Here is a 19,026-nt window from a genome sequence, read left to right on the forward strand (position 1 = left end):
ATCAATCAGCAAAAAGAAAGTGCCGCCCAGCCATCGTATCTTCGGGCGGCACTTTTTTTACATCGCTATTAATACGGATCGGCCTCGTGGCCTTTTCGTTCAGCATCTTGCACAGCTTCTTCGCGCTCGCTCTGCACAGCATCCCCACCGCGATTCTTCTTCATCTGCTCGATTCCTTCTCTTACTCGGTGTCCATAATCTTGATCCGCACTCGTAAAGTACGCAATCATCTGCTCCTGAATACGGGCATCACACTGGACCAGAGCACCTGACAGATTACGGATAAGCTCATCCCGCTCCCAATCTTCAAATGCTCGGTACGTATCCCCAGCCTGCTTGAAATCAAGCGTGCGATCGATTTTCTCACGCACCAGATTCGCATGATAGTGAGGCTCATGCGGCTTAGCCGGTTGATGCGCCTCCTTCAGACCGTCTGTCATGGACGGCTCATAATCTACATGCGGGCTCTGAGATGGCGCTTTATCTACATAATACTGCATCTGCCCTCCGCGCTGGTTGGTAGCTACTCTTTTCTTAGGGGCATTGATCGGAAGCTGTAAATAATTCGTACCAACCCGGTGACGCTGAGTATCCGAGTAAGAGAACGTTCGGCCTTGAAGCAGCTTATCATCTGAGAAATCGAGTCCATCGACAAGCACTCCTGTACCAAATGCAGCTTGCTCCACCTCGTTGTAATAGTTTTCCGGATTACGATTAAGTACCATCTTGCCTACTTTTAGAAACGGGAACTGCTCTTCTGGCCACAGCTTCGTTGGATCCAGTGGATCGAACTCAAGTTCAGGATGATCATCATCACTCATGATCTGAACACATAGCTCCCACTCCGGATAATCGCCACGTTCAATCGCTTCATATAAATCTTGTGTAGCATGACTATCGTTCAGTCCCTGAATCTCACTAGCTTCCTTCTGCGTCAAGTTCTTGATGCCCTGCTGAAGTGGCTCCCAGTGATACTTCACTAACACACCGGTTCCTTCCACGTTTACCCATTTGTATGTATTTACACCGGAGCCTTGCATTTGACGATAGTTCGCTGGTATTCCCCAAGGAGAGAACAAGAATGTAATCATGTGTGTTGCTTCTGGCGTTCGGGAGACAAAATCAAACATGCCCACAGGTCCAGGGACATTCGAAACGGGGTCAGGCTTGAACGCATGAACCATATCTGGAAATTTAAGAGGATCTCGAATAAAAAAGATCTTCAGATTATTACCCACCAGATCCCAGTTGCCATCCTCGGTATAAAACTTCACGGCAAAGCCACGTGGGTCGCGAAGCGTTTCTGGAGATCCGCTACCATGAACTACAGTGGAGAAACGGACGAACACCGGAGTACGCTTGCCCGGCGTCTGTAGCAGTTTAGCCCGGGTATACTTAGAGGCAGGTTCATCACCGGCTTTACCATAGGCTTCGAAATAACCATGAGCACCCGCACCCCGCGCATGAACGACACGCTCCGGTATACGTTCACGGTCAAAGTGTGTGATTTTCTCTAGAAAGTGGTAGTTCTCTAGCGTTGTTGGACCACGATTACCTACCGTCCGCACATTTTGATTATCATGAATGGGATGTCCTTGACGATCCGTAAGTGTAAGCTCATCCTCCGTCTCTCCTACATTCTGGGCGTAATTTTCTCCCTGCCGATCCATTTCAGGGCCGCTGCCTGTATTCTCCCGCTCGCTCATTCATTCATCTCCTTTAACTGCATCTACTTGAAATGCACATGCTTACTACTATGAATATTATGTCCTCCACCTCGAAATGTATGATCATTTCATATTGGACATCATGTAGCAAGATAGCTATTCATTACTCTCACCAAGAATAGAGCGTGTAAAGGTAATCCATTCTCTAGCAGCGAAGGATAAGTAACGGTCTTTACGCCAGATCATTCCGAGCTGCCAAGGTATGGATGGGTTATCCAAGGGAATTATGGTCACTCGTGAAGCATCAATCTCTCTACAGATTGTTTCCGGAAGAAGTGCGATACCCAGATTTGCAGCAACCATCCCACTAATCAAATCCCACTGAGAGCTTTCATATACGACACGGGGCTCAAATCCAGCACTTACACATTCTCGAATGATGCGATCATGCAAGGTAAAATCCTCTCGGAACAACACGAACGATTCCCCTGACAGTTCAGATAGTGATACAGACTCTCGCCTTGCGAATCGGTGAGATGGATGAAGAAGCAATAAGAGATTCTCTTCTATGAATGAATAGTAATGGAATACTTCCTCATTCACCGGCAGCACAGCGACACCAATGTCCGTCTGTCCACTCTCTACATCAGCCTCTACCTTCTTCGCGCCATCCTCAACTAGCTGGATCGTAATCTGCGGATATTTATGATGAAACTGCCCAATGACTTCGGGAAAAAAACTCGATCCAATCATCGGAGGCAGCCCAATTCGCAAATGACCTCGCTTCAGATTCATCAGATCCTCTAGCTCGTCTGATACTCGCTGAAAGGATTCCACCATTTGCTGAGCCTGTTGATACATGATTCTACCTGCATCGGTCAGTTCTGTACGTTTGCCTTGGCGATGAAAAAGCGTAACCCCCCATTCATCTTCCATATTCCGAATCGTCTTACTAATGGTTGGCTGTGTAATGTATAAAGCCTCCGCTGCCTTCGTAAAACTTCGAAGTCGCGCTACCTCCAAAAAATACTGCAAATGCCGAATATCCACGAGCCAGCCTCCTATAATTAAACTATAGCTTTTTGGAATGCTATCGATTCAATATATTCATTTTACCTATGAAAATAATTACTGTAAAATTTTCATTAACAATGAAAGGAGAGACCGGTCATGAAACAATTGATTAAGGGAAGTCTCCAAGTGGCCGGTTTCATGCTGATATCGATATTGATGGACAAGTTAGCCGGGTGGCTTCATTTGGGCATTCCCGGAAGTATATTAGGCATCGTTCTCGTATTTATCTTGCTTGAAACCAAAGTCCTACGCTTGGAGTGGATTGAGCTAGGGGCAAACTGGCTGCTCGCTGAACTCTTATTATTCTTCATTCCAGCTGCAGTTGGCGTTATGAAATACTTTCCGCTGTTTGAAAGCGACGGAATTCAAATAATGGTGGTCGTATTGTTCAGCACCATAACGGTTATGGTCAGCTCCGGATTAATGGCCACACTGATATCCAAAAGAAAGGAGCGGAAGACCTCATGAGTTTATCCTGGCTTGCACTATTTGGCCTCCCTCTCACGGCTATCATTTATTGGGCCACTAAAAAGTTATATCAACGAAGATCGAGAGTATATTTATCGCCGCTCCTGATTACTCCGGTCATCATTATCATTATTCTGACACAGACAGGCGTTTCCTATGAGGCTTACAACGAAGGCGCCGGATGGCTAAGTAAATTACTTCAGCCCGCCACAATTGCGTTCGCCGTACCTTTATATAAGAATTTTCAGACACTTAAAAAACATGCTACCGAGATTATGGTCAGTGTCGTATCTGGATCGGTTATGGCGATTATATCGTCAGCTTTTCTTGCGAAATGGCTACATCTGAGCAGCTCACTGACGACTAGCCTTGTGCCTAGATCCATTACAACGCCAATCGCCATGAATGTCTCTCAAGTTATTGGTGGTGTGCCCAACATGACAGCAGTCTTTGTTATTATGACAGGCATACTGGGCTCCATGATCGGCCCGCTTGTGATGAAGGTATTCAGGATTAAGGGTGATATCGCCCGCGGAATATTGTTTGGCACAAGTGCCCACGGTACAGGAACTTCCAAAGCATTCGAGTTTAGTTCGCTGTCAGGCACCATTTCAAGTATTTCGATGATCGTTGCCGCATTGTTCACGCTTTGTGCAGCACCGATTCTGATGTCCTTCATTTTCTAAAATTGTTTCCTCCACCGGCTATCCACGTAGCCGGTTTTTTTACGTTCGTTATGAGTTTGTTTTCTGCTTGTTATACGAAATTGGAAATGGGTTTCTTGTCTCTTTGACAACCATAGGTTGTAGGGCGCATAATTACTTTGATCAACTTTTCTATTAAAAATAATACTAATATAGCGTAAGGGCTGGTGCGCTACTCGCTCCTCCCGCGCGACATGAAAGGAAGGCGGTACTGGTGTTCGCAACGAATCGGTTTCGTTTAACGATTACGAAACCATTTATATTCTTCTCTATTATTATGCTGCTGAAGAGCTATCTGGCTTGGATGGTCATCTTCGATGATGTCCTTCCATGGATGCCCCTCATTACCGAAATTCCCTTCATCTGGCTTGTATTCAGCTTGATTGAATGGTTTGCTTCCAAACGTAAAATGGCGGCCTATATGACCGTTAACTTACTGCTTACCGCCATATTTTTTGCAGCCATTATGTACTATAAATATTATGGTGTCATGGTAAACTACCATGCCCTGGAACAGGTTAACCAAGTAACCGCAGTTAGTAACAGTGTTTTCTCTCTGATGGATCCTTATTATTTGCTAATCTTCGCAGATATTATCGTATTGTTCGTGCTCCTGTGGAGAAGTGACAAGGTTAAGGTCTGGAAACAGAAACATTCCAAGAAAGAAAAACGAGCGCTCGCTTCCAGCGTATTCGTCATTTCACTCATGCTGTGCCTGATTCAGATTATGCCCAATCGGAGCATTATGAATGAGATTGTTAGGGCTCAAGAGATGGGTATTCTCAATTACGAAGCTTATACGATCTTTCAACAGGACAACACCGAACTAGTCGATGCGAAGTCCATTAACCAAAAAGAGGTCGACAAATTAAAAGGCATTTCTCCTGTAACTTCAGCTGCATACCAAGGTGATGCCAAAGGCAAGAATGTCATTATGATTCAGATGGAATCATTCCAGAAATTCCTTATTGGACTGAAGCTTGATGGTAAAGAAGTTACACCCGTGATGAATAAGCTTGCTCGTGAGAGCCTGTACTTCCCGAACTTCTTCCAAAATGTTGGTCAAGGGAATACATCGGATGCTGAGTTTGTCGTAAATACTTCTTTCTACATCCCGCCACGCGGAGCAGCTACACAGCACTATGCAGATAAACAGCTCCCAAGCTTGGCTAAACTGCTCAAAAAAGACGGTTACCAGTCCGCTACGTTCCATACGAATGTCGTGGAATTTTGGAATCGCGGAGAGCTCTATAAAGGGCTAGGGTTCGATCAATATTATGATAAGTCCTTCTTTGGTGAGACCGATAAAGTGTTCTTCGGAGCATCTGATGAAGTACTGTATTCAAAAACCGCAGAACAGTTGAAGAAGATGAGCGACTCTGGTAATCCGTTCTATGCTCATATTCTCTCCATGACAGCTCATCATCCGTATACTATTCCGGAAGAGAAATATAAGATGACGCTACCTGAACGCTATGAAGGCACTTTTGTAGGCGATTATATCCGTTCGCAGAATTATGCTGACTATGCCCTGGGCCTATTCATCGATCAGTTGAAGAAAGACGGCATATGGGACAACAGTCTTGTCATCGTATACGGCGATCATCAAGGTCTACCTATCTACTCGCTGGACAATGACGATAAAGAACTAATGAAAGAAATATACGGACGCGAATACGTATCCTCAGATATGATCAATATCCCAATGATGATACACGGCGAAGGATACATCGAACCGAAAGTGATGGAGCAAGTTGGCGGTCAAGTAGATATCTTACCTACCATTGCGAATTTAACAGGAGTTTCGATGAATGATCAGCTTCACTTCGGACAAGATTTACTGAACCAGAAAGATACAAATCTATTGCCTGAGCGCTACTACCTGCCATCCGGTACATTCATTAACAATACAACCTTGTTTATCCCCGGTAATGCGTTTGATGACGGTAAACAGTACACGCTGCCAGGCAAAACCGAAAAAGAACTTGAAGCATCCAAAGATGAATTCAATCGCGCGCTTCGACTTCTTCACCTCTCAGACAGCTACTTAAGACAGTTGCCTGAACATACACCAAAATGAATAAGCAAGGGGCATCTCTACAGGACTTACAGTCCTTCGGAGATGCCCCTTTGTTTTGTTCTGATTCCTTATCGCTTTGATTTAGTACTATTCCTTAACGGCGCCAATCGTAATACCGCTTGTGAAATATCTCTGGAACAAGATGAAGATGAGTAGCATTGGGATCGCAGCAACCGTAGCTCCTGCCATTTTGTAAGCAAAGTTCGGATTAAGATCCTGCATCAGCGTTGCAACCCCGACCATCAGTGTCTTCATATTCTTATCTTGACCAATGACGAGCTGCCACAGGTAGTCGTTCCACACCTGAACGAAGTTCAGAATGAACAACGCACCGATCCCTGGCTTCACAATCGGAAGCATGATTTGGAGGAACGTTCTAACTTCGCCTGCCCCATCAATCCGGGATGCTTCTCTCAAGGCATCTGGAGCAGAGTCGAAGAATCCTTTTAGCAAGAATACACCAAAGGCTGCGGCCACGTTAGGCCAGATCATACCGAAGAGATTATTCACAAGTCCAAGGTCCTGAGAAATACGGAACAACGGCACAATCATGACTTCCTTCGGAACCATGAGACTTGAGATAAAGACGATAAAGAGTACATTTCTTCCCTTAAATCTTAGTTTAGAGAAAGCATATGCGGCCATAGAGCTCGCAACGACAACGAACACAGTGGTTACTCCTGCTACGAACAAGCTGTTAAAGGTCCAGCGAAGTGCAGGCTGACTTTGAAACACCTCTGTATAGTTGGAGAAAGTGATCGTGGCAGGCCACCAGTCTGGTGGCATTTTGAGCACATCAGAACTGTTCTTAAGTGAACTTGTAAATAACCAATACAGAGGGAACAGGTTAAGGATCGCAAAGAAAATAACGACTACATTCGCAACCACATCGAACTTTTCCCGCTTCTTCCTGGTTTTCATTAGCTGCATGGTAGATCCCTCACTTATCCTTGAACATCGCTCTCAACTGCGGAATGGACAATAACAGTGTGATGATGAACATAATAACCCCTACTGCGGAAGCTACACCGATCTGGTTGTATTTAAACGCATTGTTGTAGAGATAGTACATCATGGTTACTGAGGCATTGTTCGGTCCTCCGCCGGTTAACAGTTGAATGACGACGAAAATTTTCAGTACCGCAATAATATTAATAATCGTGATATAAATGGTTGTTGGTTTAACGAGTGGAATTAGAATCTTGAAAATAACATTTAACCGGCTTGCGCCATCCACTTCGGCAGCTTCGAACAAATCCTTTGGAACTCCGATCATGGCAGCAATGTATAGGATAATGGCCTGACCGACGTTGGTCGCAAAAGTGACGAAGATGATAACCGGTAGCACTGTCTTTTTGTTACCAAGTAAATTGATATTGCCTTGGCCAAGCTCACTCGTTAAATAGGAGATTAGACCATTGGCCGGGTTAAGCAGAAAGCTCCATACCATACTCATCACGACCATAGATACCATAACCGGGATGTAATAGCTTCCCCGGATAAAGGAAACGTATCTAGCATTCTTATCAAAGATGGATGAGGCAACAAAGATAGAGAATAGAACTGTTAGTAGAACGATAAAGATAACAAAGATAACCGTATTGACTATCGATTTAAAAAATACAGGATCCTGAAATAACGTCGCATAGTTACTCAGACCGACAAAGGTTTCGTTCTGATAATCCACCCGGTACAGGCTCAGCCTAATCCCTTCGAGGATTGGATATACAGCAAAGAGGAGAAAGAGAAGGAACTGAGGCAGAATAAACAGATAACCCGTTATGTTTTCTCTTAATTGTTGATGGCGTAGTTTCATGGATATCCTTTACCTTTCTTATTCAGCAGGTCTAGGGCCGGGGAGGACCCGGTCCCAGAATAGCCGAATCAATTTGTCGGTATAGGCGAAATTTTATTTGTACACCGTGGAGCTTTCCTTCGCCTTTTGAATCACCGTATTACCTTGAGTCTGATAATCTTTAATAGCTTGTGCAGGGTCTTTCTCCCCAATGTAGATCGCTTGAAGTTCAGGGTATAACACCTGACGAAGCTGGCTGTAACCTGGTACGTTACCCGTGAAGTTGAACAAGTACTTTGAGTTCGCATCATAAGCAGCAAAGAGTGGGAATTCGCCTTTCAACTCTTCTGCAACCGAGCTTCTTACTGGAATACTGTTCTTCGAAGCTTTAACAAGCTCAGGATCGGTAGAATAGAACTTCACAAAATCTTTAGCAACCTCTGTTCTCTTCTCATTACCTGTGTTAAATACATTGGATCCAACAACATAGGTGAAGGACAATGGGTCTCCACTCTCGGAAGGAATATTAGCTAGGCGAATATCAAATTTCGGTGCTTTTCCACTTTCCATGTCAGCTTTAGCATTGTTATAAAGTACGGCGTTCGTAAAGCTGATCGCGAGCTTCTGGTTCTGGAACATCGCATTCGCATCATTAGAGGATACAGATTCCGCACCTGGATTTGTGTATCCACCTGTGTAGATTTTCTTGAGCCATTCTGCTGCTTTAACACCATTCGCATCATCGACAACAATGTTGCCTTCATCATCAAAGAACTTATTACCGAACATACGCAGGTAAGCTAGGTTCCATGTATCGCCTTGGTTATTCAGACCATACAGCGCCATTGGGCGAGCGCCTGGGTATTTTGCTTCAAGGTTATTTTTCAGACCATCCAAAATTTCTTCATATTCGCTAAGTGTCCAAGTTTTAATCTCGGTATCTCCACCAACGAATTTCTCAAGCCCTGCTGCCTTGAACATATCTGCGTTATAAGCCAGTGTGCCTGGGTTATGGGAGAACGGATAGAAATAGATATTGTCTCCGAATGTTACGTTATCCCAGTAGTTCTGAGCGATGTCTTTCTTCGATTCATCATCGATGATGTCATTCAGAGGCACAAGCGCCCCGCGGTGAGCGAAGTCTCCCATAGCAAATACGCTTTCAAAGAAAATATCTGGTGGTGTTCCACCATTCAAATTGACATTCAACAGCTCATCCCGCTGATCACCAGCAATAACCTGAACGTTCACCTTCACGTTGTATTTGTCATATTGCTTAGCAAATTTATCAGCAGCTGCTTTAAAGAAGCTGTCATAATCCGCATTTTCCTCTGAAGCCCCATATACGCCCTTCCACTGTGGAGTCAGCCACAAGGAAATCTCAACATTTTCTTTTCCATTCCCTGCTGCTTTATCTGTTCCCCCGCTTGTACCTGCGTCTTTGCCGCCACAGCCCGCAAGCAAGGTAAGCATCATAACGGATGCCGTAAACATAGCCAGAAAGCGTTTTTTAAACATGCAATAAGCCCCCTTTAATATTTTTAAGATGATTGAAATAAGTCTGTATTGATCTTCACCACAACCTTGCGTACCGTTCCCGGATCTTGAGCCGTAAGCCCTGGCCTATGAATATCCTCTGGGAATAACACCATATACATGCCCGGGGTAAGATCGACCTGCATCTCTGCAGGGATATCACCATAAAGCGCTGCATCATGCTCTGGATTATAAGGCTCAGTTGGGACAAGCTTATCATCCTGAATGCTCCAACCGATACGCTCTTCTCCTTCAATTAAATAATGAATGTCGAAGAATTGCTCGTGCTTCTCAGCGAGTTGTTCATGCTTTACCTTTGTCGTCAGCTCGATTACTCTAGCAAACATATCCTTGCCCCGAATCGGATACTGTCCGGTGACAAGCTCCGTGAAATCCGTCGCTACCAAATAGTCAATGGCTTGACGAATGACCGGATGGGCATATGCTCGCTCTGATTCCCAGTGGTCCTTGTGTCCTACGATCATGACCCTTGTCCTCTCCTTATGAACCGAGTAAAGATTTAGCCTCTTCGATATAAGCATTCAATTTATGATGAAGCTGCATCACTGCATCCTGGTCCTGATATGTAACTGGAAGCAGTGGAAGCCTCGGCTCACCGATATCCAAACCACGAAGTTTCAGAATGGCTTTACATCCGCCGTATAGAGATGGGAACTTAAGTAGTTCCGTTATGATTTCGTTAATCTTCCCTTGCCATTCTCTTGCTAATTCAAGGTTCCCGTCTACAATACACTTCTCAAGTGTCAGGAATAGCTCCGGCATGACTCCATACGTTCCACCAATACCGCCATCGGCTCCAATGCTCCGTCCTGCAAGATACTGCTCATCCGGTCCGTTGAGTACAAGGAAGTCTGAACCCCCTGCTGCCTTGAACTGTTGCAATTCATACGTGCTTTCCGAAGATATTTTGACACCGATTACATTTTCGTGCGCAGACAACTTCTTCAGCATACCCGTGGATAGATGGAAGCCTGTTAATTGTGGAATATGATAAATAATAAAAGGTAATGTCGTACTGTCAATCATCGCTCTCCAGTGACGCTCTACACTATCTGGAGATAGTCTGTAATATATCGAAGGGACCGCTGAAACAGCATCCGCATGTACAGACTCTGCATGAACGGCTAGCTCCACACTTTCACGAGTAGACGGTGCTCCAACATGAGCTATGATCGTCATTTCTCCGCCGACTTCTTCCATAACTGTTTCAAGTACTAATTTGCGTTCTGCTGTGGATTGAAGCATTCCTTCGCCGCTGCTACCTCCGACGTAAAGTCCCTTCACACCAGCGTTTTTGTAATACCGGGCTAACTCACGGACAGCTTGTGGATCTATCTCTCCCTGACTGTCATAACAACCGTAGAAAGCAACAATGACACCTCTGAACTTGTTCAAATCATGTTTTCCCATTGTGTTGCGCTCCCCTTCTTCATAGCTATCTCTTTTACTCCTTATCCATTGTAAGGGCTTACATAGAGTATAGGCTCTGCTGTGAACATACGACAGGAACGGAATTACGAACTTTATTCACAATTATTTGATAGCGCATTCATATTCACAATTTTGTGTCTACTTATTCACTATTTTTATATTCGTCCACAGAAAAAGCTGTATTTAGTAAAGACATCTACTTAATACAGCTTCTTTTTCTTGTTCTGAGAAGGAGACAGCCTTCCTAGTCTTCCTGTATATCACTTAAATTGAGATCGGTAACGCTGCGGACTTACGCCCTTTATTTTTTTGAATATACGGCCGAAGTAGTTGATATTCTCGTATCCAACTTGTAGAGCGATCTCATAGATCGGCATCTGAGAATTGATCAAGATATGAGCAGCCTTATCTACCCGAAGCATGTTCAGATAGTCTGTGAAGCCGGTTCCGGTTTCTTTTTTGAAAACATAGCTCAAATAACTCTCGCTCATATTAATGTAATCCGCTGCCTTCTTCAGCGAAATGTCGGTATCAAAATGTTCCTTCATATACTCCAGCAGACGATTAATGTCTTCCCTTGCGGTTTCTTTAATTCTACTGTCATTTAGCATGTCGTGAGCTTGTTTGTATGCCTTGTCCACTTCACTCCAGTTGTGAATAGGTCCACTTATTCCGACACTTAGCGCGATACCAAGCATTCGGCTAGAGGCACCCATGAGTTGTTCTGCAAAAGATCCATGATCAGATGGTTCTCCTTGATGCTCCAACAGCAGTAGTACAATCTCTCTTTGGGCCGTCTCTACAGGGTTACATAATAGCGACTCTCCGAGTTCGGATTGAAACAGGTGCACGAGCATCTTCATAGCTGAGGATTCCTGCACCCCTTCCCGCATCAGCTGCGGCTGCAAGATCATCAAAATACTGTTACTTAGCACCTCGTCACCAAGATCAGCTACATCTGACCCCTCAGAGATAGCCTGCTGCTCCTTTCTTATACGTCTGCTTAGTGCAGCGGTTATCGCATCCCTCTTGGAGCCCTCTTGCCCTTTTGACACAAGATCAAGTGGATGATGCTCTTTCCGTTTCGCAATTTTTCTGGAAGCCTCCATTAAGATTTGAAGTAGCTCTGCCGGCTTTAAAGATGCCTTCAAAATATAATCCTCCACACCCATCTTCATGGCCTTACGAACATAATCGAATTCATTATGACTGCTGAGCACGATAAAAAGGGTATCTGGATAATATCTCTTAGCTGTCTCAATAAGCTCAAGGCCGTCCATTCTGGGCATGATAATGTCCGTAAGCAATATATCTGGTGCTTCCTGTTCCATAAGTTCAAGGGCCTTTTCACCATCCGGTGCGTCTCCAATGAAAGAGAAACCATGCTTCTCCCACTCGATTAACGATTTAATCCCTAAGCGTACAAGTAATTCATCATCCGCTAGCATTACCTTTAAGGTCATCGTTAATCCCTTCCTCCATCTGTTTAATCGGCAGTACAAATGCTACTGTCGTCCCTTCACCCAATTTGCTAAATATTTCGATACCGAAATCAGGCCCATACTGAAGCCGAATTCGGTCATGCACATTTTTAATACCGATTCGTTCAGGAAGCTCCTCTGAACCTGCGGCTAATCTCGTGTATAGTTCTTCAAGCTTCTCTTCAGAAATACCTACGCCATTATCTTCGACAGTCAGAATAAACTTCTCTTCCTCCTGTCTTGCTCGAACTATGATCTTCCCCATCCCATTCATGGGCTCGATCCCGTGCATGAGACTATTCTCTATGACAGGTTGCAGCATAATCTTGATAACTTCTTGGCTCATAAGCTCTCCGGGAATATCATATTCCACAGACAGCTTCTCATTAAATTTCATTTTCATGAGTTCAACATAATTCTCTATATACTGAATTTCTTGGGTCAGCGGAATAATTGTGCCTCCCCGCCCGATACTCTGCTCGAGAATACCGCCCAAGTTAGATAGCATATCCCCTACTTCTTTGTTATTACGAATGTAAGCCATCCATTTAATATTATTCAGTGTATTAAGAACGAAGTGAGGATTAATCTGGGCCTGCAGCGCACGAAACCGCATGTCCTCTTTCTGCTGGTACTCATCCTTCACGCGATTTAGTAATTGGCGGATCTTGATGACCATTTTATTGTAAGTCTCAATAAGAGATGAGATCTCCTGTGGTCCTGCAACAGATAAGACCGAATGGAAGTCCTTCTCTTCGAGGACCTGCATCCGTTTCTTCAGCAGTTTAAGTGGTCTTGAGATGCCATAGGATATTGATAGCGTAATTATGGAGAATACTACGAAAATCATCAGCACAATCAAATTTTTGGTCTTGCGCAGATCATATATTTCTTTAAAGATCGCATCATAAGGAACGAGCTGCACGATCTTCCAACCGTTCAAATCGACCGTATCGAAATTGACTATATATTTGAGACCTTCTTTTTCTACATTGGTCTGTCCGCTGCTCTTCGTCCAAAGCCCCGGCATATACGATTCATGTGCTACACTCTTACCGATCATATCCCTCTGAGGACTTGAGACGATATTCCCCTCCCGGTCCACGAGGTACACGTCACCTTCAATTCCTCTTAAATATTTGCGTAAATCGCTTTCCATTACACTAAAAACAATCATCCCGATGTTCTCATTGTCTTGAATCTCTGTAATGGTCTTAACCAGCGAAATAATCGGTTCTCTGTCGGTATATAGAAACTTCTCATTATTGAACATCCAGCGAACTTGATATGGAGTGCTTATCATCTTCTGATACCATTCAGAGCCGGTATACTCCTCGTATAAGCTATCCGCAAGATATCGTGTACTGTACCAATTACCATGTGTATCGAAAAGAGTGACGTAAGTATTTGAGAAATAAGAACTGAACGAACGATTCAGATTCGCATCATTCAGCCGAAGACGTTCATAGTGTGTAAGCGCATTCGGATCTCTCAGCATCTTTTTGGTATCCGCATCCGTTGTAATATCAACGGCTGACTTTAGCATATCCTCAAGAAACAACTGAACGTTAAACGTCATAAGAACGAGTGCATTCTGTGCAGATTCCCCGATCTTTCGCTCCACCGTACGCTCCATCGGTTTGTCCAAGAACTGATTGGAGAGCAGCAGTGGAATGACCAAAAACAGAAGGATGGAGAAAAAAATCCGGTTGCGGATGGAATTAACACGTTCCATCCATTGCTTCAAGCGCCGCATCCTCATCAATCCCTCTCCCGCAGTGTTCGTGTTAGTGAAATACTACCGCTATATATACAAGTCTAGGCCCCAAGCCATAGTTTTGTAAAGGCTTTCTCAAACGTGTAAGTTGACTCCTATCCGGTCCCTGGATTTGACATAGGCACTTACTTTTTCTTATTATAGATTACATATACCTAAATTTAAGTGTACGATCGTCAAACAACAATCTTTAGGTTAATGAATTGGTAATACCATTAAAGTTTATAGGAGTGAGAATCACGAATTGGACCCCATACGAAGGATAAGCAGATTCATGTACTTGGCACTTGGCTTAAGTGTCCTTGCCTCATCCACCTCCATCACAGGGGATGATCGATCCGATTCCATTTTTGAAACTCAGGAATTGGCACTGGCTAAGAGTAATCGCGCCGCACCGGCACCGATCCCAACCAGTCCTGTACCGGAAAGGACGCTGACCGTTGCACCGCGCAAAGTGTATCTGATATCCACACGCATGAACTTCTTCAGTTTAAAGAGTGCTCACATCTTTCTGATTTTAAAGCACATGCTTCTCGAGCCTTTAAAGTTCAGGTCGAATTATGTAGATAGCCATGCATATTTGCGTCTTGCTTTGCAGTAAGCTATTAAAAAACAAATTCGTACCCGAAAAGAAAAGGATGTGTTTTGATTGGATGGCAATATAGGCCTAAATATATTTTTAGTTGTATTACTGATTGCTTTTACCGCTTTTTTCGTTATGACAGAGTTTGCGATTGTAAAGATCCGTACCAGTCGAATTGATCAGCTTGTATTAGAAGGACGCAAGAACTCACTTGCTGCCAAAAAAGTAATTTCAAATCTGGATGGTTACCTGTCTGCGTGTCAGTTAGGTATTACGATTACAGCCCTCGGCCTCGGTTATTTAGGTGAGAGCACATTCGAAGTGATCTTCCATTCCTTGTTTGATAAGCTGGGCATACCTACAGAGTTCGCAGGAGCTCTTTCATTTGTTTTTGCGTTTATCTTTATGACATATATTCACGTAGTTATTGGTGAACTTGCACCAAAGACCCTTGCCATTCAAAAGGCAGAAATGATTACACTCATGACGGCGAAGCCGATCATTGCGTTCTATCGCCTGATGTACCCGTTTATCTGGGTACTTAACGGCTCAGCTAACGGCCTTGTCCGTATTTTCGGTCTTCATCCGGCGAGCGAGCATGAAGAGGCTCACTCCGAAGAAGAGCTTCGCATGATCCTGAGCGATAGCTATGAGAGCGGAAAGATTAACCAAAGTGAATACGGCTATGTTAGCCGGATCTTCGCTTTTGACGACTTGCTTGCTAAGGAAATTATGGTGCCTCGTACCGATATGGTATGCCTTTATGTAGATAAGCCTCTTGCTGCTAACCTGCAGATTATTAAAAGAGAGCAGTATACTCGTTTCCCTGTTGTTCGCGGAGACAAGGACCAAGTTGTCGGCATGGTAAATACGAAGCAATTCTTCCTTGAGTTCGATGATAATTCCAACATTGATCTCACGAAGCTAATTCATCCAGCTATGACGGTATCTGAAGCCATTCCAATCAAGAAATTGCTCAAGAAGATGCAACAAGAAGGCACGCACATGGCCGTCTTGATTGATGAATACGGTGGTACCTCCGGTATGATTACGATTGAGGATATCTTGGAGGAGATCGTTGGTGAAATCCGTGATGAGTTCGATGATGATGAAGAACGCGATCTGCTTCAACCCGAGCCGAACCGTCTCATTGTGGACGGGAAGGTTTCGATCAATCGTGTGAACGATCTACTACAATCGGATTTGAACACTGATGACCTGGATACGATCGGTGGATGGTTGTACGGTCACAACTCCGAACTTGTTAAGGGTGACAGTTGGACGTACCGTGATCTGACTTTTACCGTGTTAGAGAAGAAGACACACCGTTACACGAAATTGGAAATTCTCAAAGAAGCAACAGAGCAGCAAGAAGCCGAAGCGGCCGCCGCTTTAACAGAGAACGAATAATATAACCTATGAGATGCCGGGTGGAGAATCTTTTCTCCACCCGGCATCTTTTAGTTATGAATGTGTTATCCCCCTCAGCTACATAGACTTCAATTTTCTCCCTTTAATAGAGTACAACAGTACTGTAATATAGTATATTATGCTCAATTTAGATGGGGGATAGGGTAGAGATGCATCGACAAATCGCAATTATAGGAAGCAGTGGAGGAAACCTCTACAATCTGGGTGGTAAAGAACCGCAAAAGTTGCTGGAAGAAATACTACTGCAAATGGAAAGCGCCGGCCTGTCTTGTGCAGCACTCCAATTTATCGCTGCGCAGGCTTCTATGGACTCAGCCAAGGAAACAACGCTTGCCACATTATATAGTTGGAGTATATCCCAAGGCGCACCGGTCGTTATAGCGGAAGGTACCCTAAAGGAGATCAATGAAACCGCCAAGCACCTGGATCGTGAAATCGCGGAACAGATCGAACTCGGCGAAATTGAAGGTCTGATTGTGATGAGCGCAGATCCGGAGAACTCCAACCGTCATACTTTTGAAGCAGCTGCGAAACACCACCTGCCTGTCACAGGCACTGGGGGCACCTCCATGGCTATGCTCCAGTCCAAAGGAGTCCGTGTTATCTCCGCTTCAGGTACAACGGGCACAACGAACCGTACACGCGCTGTTGCATTCGTTACCTCTCTATCTAAGCATTGGCGATTATCCTATCGTCCGGTTATCGGTGGCACAGCAGCATCAGCTATCAATGCAGCATCAAACACATCACCGTGGAAGCGGATCAATATTCGGGGAATCATGATGGCATCCCTACCCGGCTTTATCGGAATGGCTCTGATTCTAGCAGCCAGCAAAATTCCCGGTCTTTCAGCTCTCACCTCTATATTTGACCTTATGATTAAAGCACTACCGGTTATCGTTGCTGTTATTGCAGCGAAACAAATATCAGAACTCGACGAAGTATCCATCGTTGCTGGAATTGTTGCTGGTGTTCTGTCCGTGGAAGGCGGACTTATCGGCGGCTTGATTGGTGGTATCGGAGCAGGTCTGATCGTCCACTACGTATTCCGTAAATGTGTAGAATGGCGTTTCCCAGCTACTACGGTTAATATTGTTGCCGGCGGTGTATCCGGTCTGATCGCTGGATTATTCGTTTATTTCCTCATTGCACCCGTGGCATTGTCTGCAGGAGAGGGAATTCGATTTCTGATTGAGACACTGGTTTCCTGGAACCCTGCCATCGCAGGTCTCATTGCTGGAATTCTGATCTGGCCTGCAATTATTGGCGGCGTATATCATGCAGCTATTCTACCGATCGTATTGCTTGAGATGGAACTCACAAGTAACAGCTTCCTTGGAGCCGTGGATATGGTAGGTCTGGTTATGGTATCTGCCGGTATTACACTTGCTAATATTATCGCTCCACGCGATAAAGGAGAAGCAGCCGTAGCTGCACCCGGATTTGCAATTAATATGGGATTCGGCACGTTTGTTGAGGCTGCCTATCCATTCATGTTCTCGAACAAGCTGGTATTTGCCGGTGCAATTGCCTCTGCTGGGCTCGGTGGTCTTCTTGTCGGTATGTTCGAGGTGAGAGGAACTGCATATGTACCTTCATTCCTAGGACCGGTGACTTCCAACAATACCTCCGGCTTTCTGATCTCGATGGCGGCGAGCCTGCTCTGTTCATTCTTGATTACATTCTTCGTGAACAAACTGTCTGTATATCGAGAATCTAAACAGACGTTAAGTATGTAGGCAATGACTGAGAATATAAAGCGATAATATCAAAACTCCCTCCGTACGTTTTTATGACACGGAGGGAGTTTCTTATATGGATTATGATAATCTCAAGCCTAATTCTTAGTTAAATCACGGATCTCCAAGCTGCTTGCCGATGTAATCTCTGAAATATCATCCACTCTGAATATATGTGTCTGTTTCCCTTCATTAAATCCTTGATCGAAAGTCCCTTTCTTAAGCTTCTTCATATTACCAGGGGTATTCAATTTGGCTGGGTAATAGTCAATCTCTAGTGCAGTTTCCCCTTTCATCATCACTTCAGGCATACGCTGGATCAGCTCCGATACGTGTTCCTTCTCTGCCTCTAAGTTATCTGCTGTAAGATCAGCAAATACCGACAGCTTGACGAGCTGACTGCTAACAGATATCCTCTTCTCGCCGTCCAGGTTATTGTAATTCTTCTCAACCACTTGGTTATTATCTGCGTTCACCCATGCATAAATGAATGCCTGCTCAGGATAGAGCTCATCTATCAAAGGAGTCAGATTGTCTTTGAGCTGATGCGACCAAAGCGCATTCAAGTATCTATCATTCGAAATGTTCGGAGGGTTACCGTTACTGCTATCAAGGCTAAACTCCATATCAGAGTTCTGTTCAGGATGAGCCTTGAGAGAATAAGAGCCAATCGCCCATATATACCTCACTTCCGAAACTGTAAAGGATTCGTTGTACTTGTTCTCCAAGTAGCTTTCGGCTGCTTCACGTACAACCTTCTTTTCTGCAGATGTCTTGGAGAATGGAGCCATCCCTTGGGTATAACCCCCATAAACGGCAACGATAAAAATAACCAAACCAATCACGGTCCGCAGTCCGATCTTCCACGAAGAGGAAAGCTGTCGTTCTCTGCGCTGTGCTTTGTTCGGATCTATAAAATTTCTTCGTCTAAAATACATGAGCGTTACAATGATCCCCACACTATGTACGAGCAGTGCAAAAGGCAATATAATAGCCCCTAGAAATCCGAGTGTCATAAAAAAAATGTAAAGTGAGATACCCTGGAGTGCCATCAGAATAACAGCATTTATGATCATTCCTGGCGTTCCAATATAGAACATGCCCAGTCCCGTAAAGACTAAAGAAAGAAGTGTAGCAATCCACTGATGTTTTCTCAAGTGTACCAACCATCCTTCACCCATAAATTAGTAGATACCATTCCATTAGAAGTCCTTATTATACAGCGGCACTTATAACAAA

General features: G+C 44.3%; 16 protein-coding genes. 6 read left to right on the forward strand and 10 right to left on the reverse strand.

What is annotated here, in order from left to right; translation table 11 throughout:
• Positions 1 to 68 precede the first annotated feature (68 nt).
• Together ACK8P5_RS24050 and cidR are read right to left on the reverse strand one after the other, a co-directional pair.
• The gene (locus tag ACK8P5_RS24050; protein WP_422661569.1) at positions 69 to 1,670 is read right to left on the reverse strand and encodes a catalase; all 1,602 of its coding nucleotides are present in this window, start codon (positions 1,668 to 1,670) and stop codon (positions 69 to 71) included.
• A gap of 153 nt (positions 1,671 to 1,823) precedes the next feature.
• Positions 1,824 to 2,717, reverse strand: a complete 894-nt coding sequence (cidR, locus tag ACK8P5_RS24055) for a cidABC operon transcriptional activator CidR (RefSeq protein ID WP_422658697.1) — start codon at positions 2,715 to 2,717, stop codon at positions 1,824 to 1,826.
• Between the two features lie 120 nt (positions 2,718 to 2,837).
• Between cidR and ACK8P5_RS24060 the strand changes: the two genes are divergently transcribed.
• The 3 genes from ACK8P5_RS24060 (at position 2,838) to ACK8P5_RS24070 (ending at position 5,993) form a co-directional block, all read left to right on the forward strand.
• A complete protein-coding gene (locus ACK8P5_RS24060; protein WP_422658698.1) occupies positions 2,838 to 3,209 on the forward strand; it encodes a CidA/LrgA family protein in 372 nt (123 codons plus the stop codon).
• The gene (locus ACK8P5_RS24065; RefSeq protein WP_422658699.1) at positions 3,206 to 3,895 is read left to right on the forward strand and encodes a CidB/LrgB family autolysis modulator; all 690 of its coding nucleotides are present in this window, start codon (positions 3,206 to 3,208) and stop codon (positions 3,893 to 3,895) included. Before ACK8P5_RS24060 ends, ACK8P5_RS24065 begins: the two co-directional genes overlap by 4 nt.
• 232 nt (positions 3,896 to 4,127) lie before the next feature.
• On the forward strand, positions 4,128 to 5,993 hold the full coding sequence (locus ACK8P5_RS24070; protein ID WP_422658700.1) for an LTA synthase family protein: 1,866 nt from the start codon (positions 4,128 to 4,130) through the stop codon (positions 5,991 to 5,993).
• Positions 5,994 to 6,080: 87 nt separating this feature from the next.
• Here the strand turns inward: ACK8P5_RS24070 and ACK8P5_RS24075 are convergent, their stop codons facing one another.
• The 7 genes from ACK8P5_RS24075 to ACK8P5_RS24105 all read right to left on the reverse strand — a co-directional run bounded on the left by ACK8P5_RS24075 (position 6,081) and on the right by ACK8P5_RS24105 (position 13,992).
• A complete protein-coding gene (locus ACK8P5_RS24075) occupies positions 6,081 to 6,923 on the reverse strand; it encodes a carbohydrate ABC transporter permease (RefSeq protein ID WP_422658701.1) in 843 nt (280 codons plus the stop codon).
• A 10-nt stretch (positions 6,924 to 6,933) separates the two neighbouring features.
• On the reverse strand, positions 6,934 to 7,809 hold the full coding sequence (locus ACK8P5_RS24080) for a carbohydrate ABC transporter permease (protein ID WP_422658702.1): 876 nt from the start codon (positions 7,807 to 7,809) through the stop codon (positions 6,934 to 6,936).
• Between the two features lie 93 nt (positions 7,810 to 7,902).
• Complete coding sequence (locus ACK8P5_RS24085; RefSeq protein ID WP_422658703.1) at positions 7,903 to 9,306, reverse strand: ABC transporter substrate-binding protein; 1,404 nt, start codon at positions 9,304 to 9,306, stop codon at positions 7,903 to 7,905.
• A 23-nt stretch (positions 9,307 to 9,329) separates the two neighbouring features.
• Positions 9,330 to 9,809: a YhcH/YjgK/YiaL family protein gene (locus tag ACK8P5_RS24090; RefSeq protein ID WP_422658704.1), complete on the reverse strand. Its 480-nt coding sequence runs from the start codon at positions 9,807 to 9,809 to the stop codon at positions 9,330 to 9,332.
• Between the two features lie 16 nt (positions 9,810 to 9,825).
• Positions 9,826 to 10,755 carry a dihydrodipicolinate synthase family protein gene (locus ACK8P5_RS24095; protein ID WP_422658705.1) on the reverse strand — a complete coding sequence of 310 codons (930 nt, stop codon included), beginning with the start codon at positions 10,753 to 10,755 and terminating at the stop codon, positions 9,826 to 9,828.
• Positions 10,756 to 11,036: 281 nt separating this feature from the next.
• The gene (locus tag ACK8P5_RS24100; protein ID WP_422658706.1) at positions 11,037 to 12,239 is read right to left on the reverse strand and encodes a response regulator transcription factor; all 1,203 of its coding nucleotides are present in this window, start codon (positions 12,237 to 12,239) and stop codon (positions 11,037 to 11,039) included.
• Entirely contained in the window at positions 12,211 to 13,992 is a 1,782-nt protein-coding gene (locus tag ACK8P5_RS24105) for a sensor histidine kinase (protein ID WP_422658707.1), read from the reverse strand. The genes ACK8P5_RS24100 and ACK8P5_RS24105 overlap by 29 nt, the downstream gene beginning before the upstream one ends.
• 316 nt (positions 13,993 to 14,308) lie before the next feature.
• Between ACK8P5_RS24105 and ACK8P5_RS24110 the strand changes: the two genes are divergently transcribed.
• The 3 genes from ACK8P5_RS24110 (at position 14,309) to ACK8P5_RS24120 (ending at position 17,787) form a co-directional block, all read left to right on the forward strand.
• Entirely contained in the window at positions 14,309 to 14,635 is a 327-nt protein-coding gene (locus ACK8P5_RS24110; protein ID WP_422658708.1) for a hypothetical protein, read from the forward strand.
• A gap of 48 nt (positions 14,636 to 14,683) precedes the next feature.
• Positions 14,684 to 16,027 carry a hemolysin family protein gene (locus ACK8P5_RS24115; protein ID WP_422658709.1) on the forward strand — a complete coding sequence of 448 codons (1,344 nt, stop codon included), beginning with the start codon at positions 14,684 to 14,686 and terminating at the stop codon, positions 16,025 to 16,027.
• 170 nt (positions 16,028 to 16,197) lie between these two features.
• Entirely contained in the window at positions 16,198 to 17,787 is a 1,590-nt protein-coding gene (locus ACK8P5_RS24120) for a PTS sugar transporter (RefSeq protein WP_422658710.1), read from the forward strand.
• A gap of 98 nt (positions 17,788 to 17,885) precedes the next feature.
• Here ACK8P5_RS24120 and ACK8P5_RS24125 read toward each other — a convergent pair whose 3' ends face one another.
• Positions 17,886 to 18,944 (reverse strand): hypothetical protein, encoded by a 1,059-nt coding sequence (locus tag ACK8P5_RS24125; RefSeq protein WP_422658711.1) that lies wholly within the window; start codon positions 18,942 to 18,944, stop codon positions 17,886 to 17,888.
• Positions 18,945 to 19,026: the final 82 nt, after the last annotated feature.

Source organism: Paenibacillus sp. EC2-1 (genome assembly GCF_049311625.1).
Lineage (GTDB): Bacteria > Bacillota > Bacilli > Paenibacillales > Paenibacillaceae > Paenibacillus_AQ.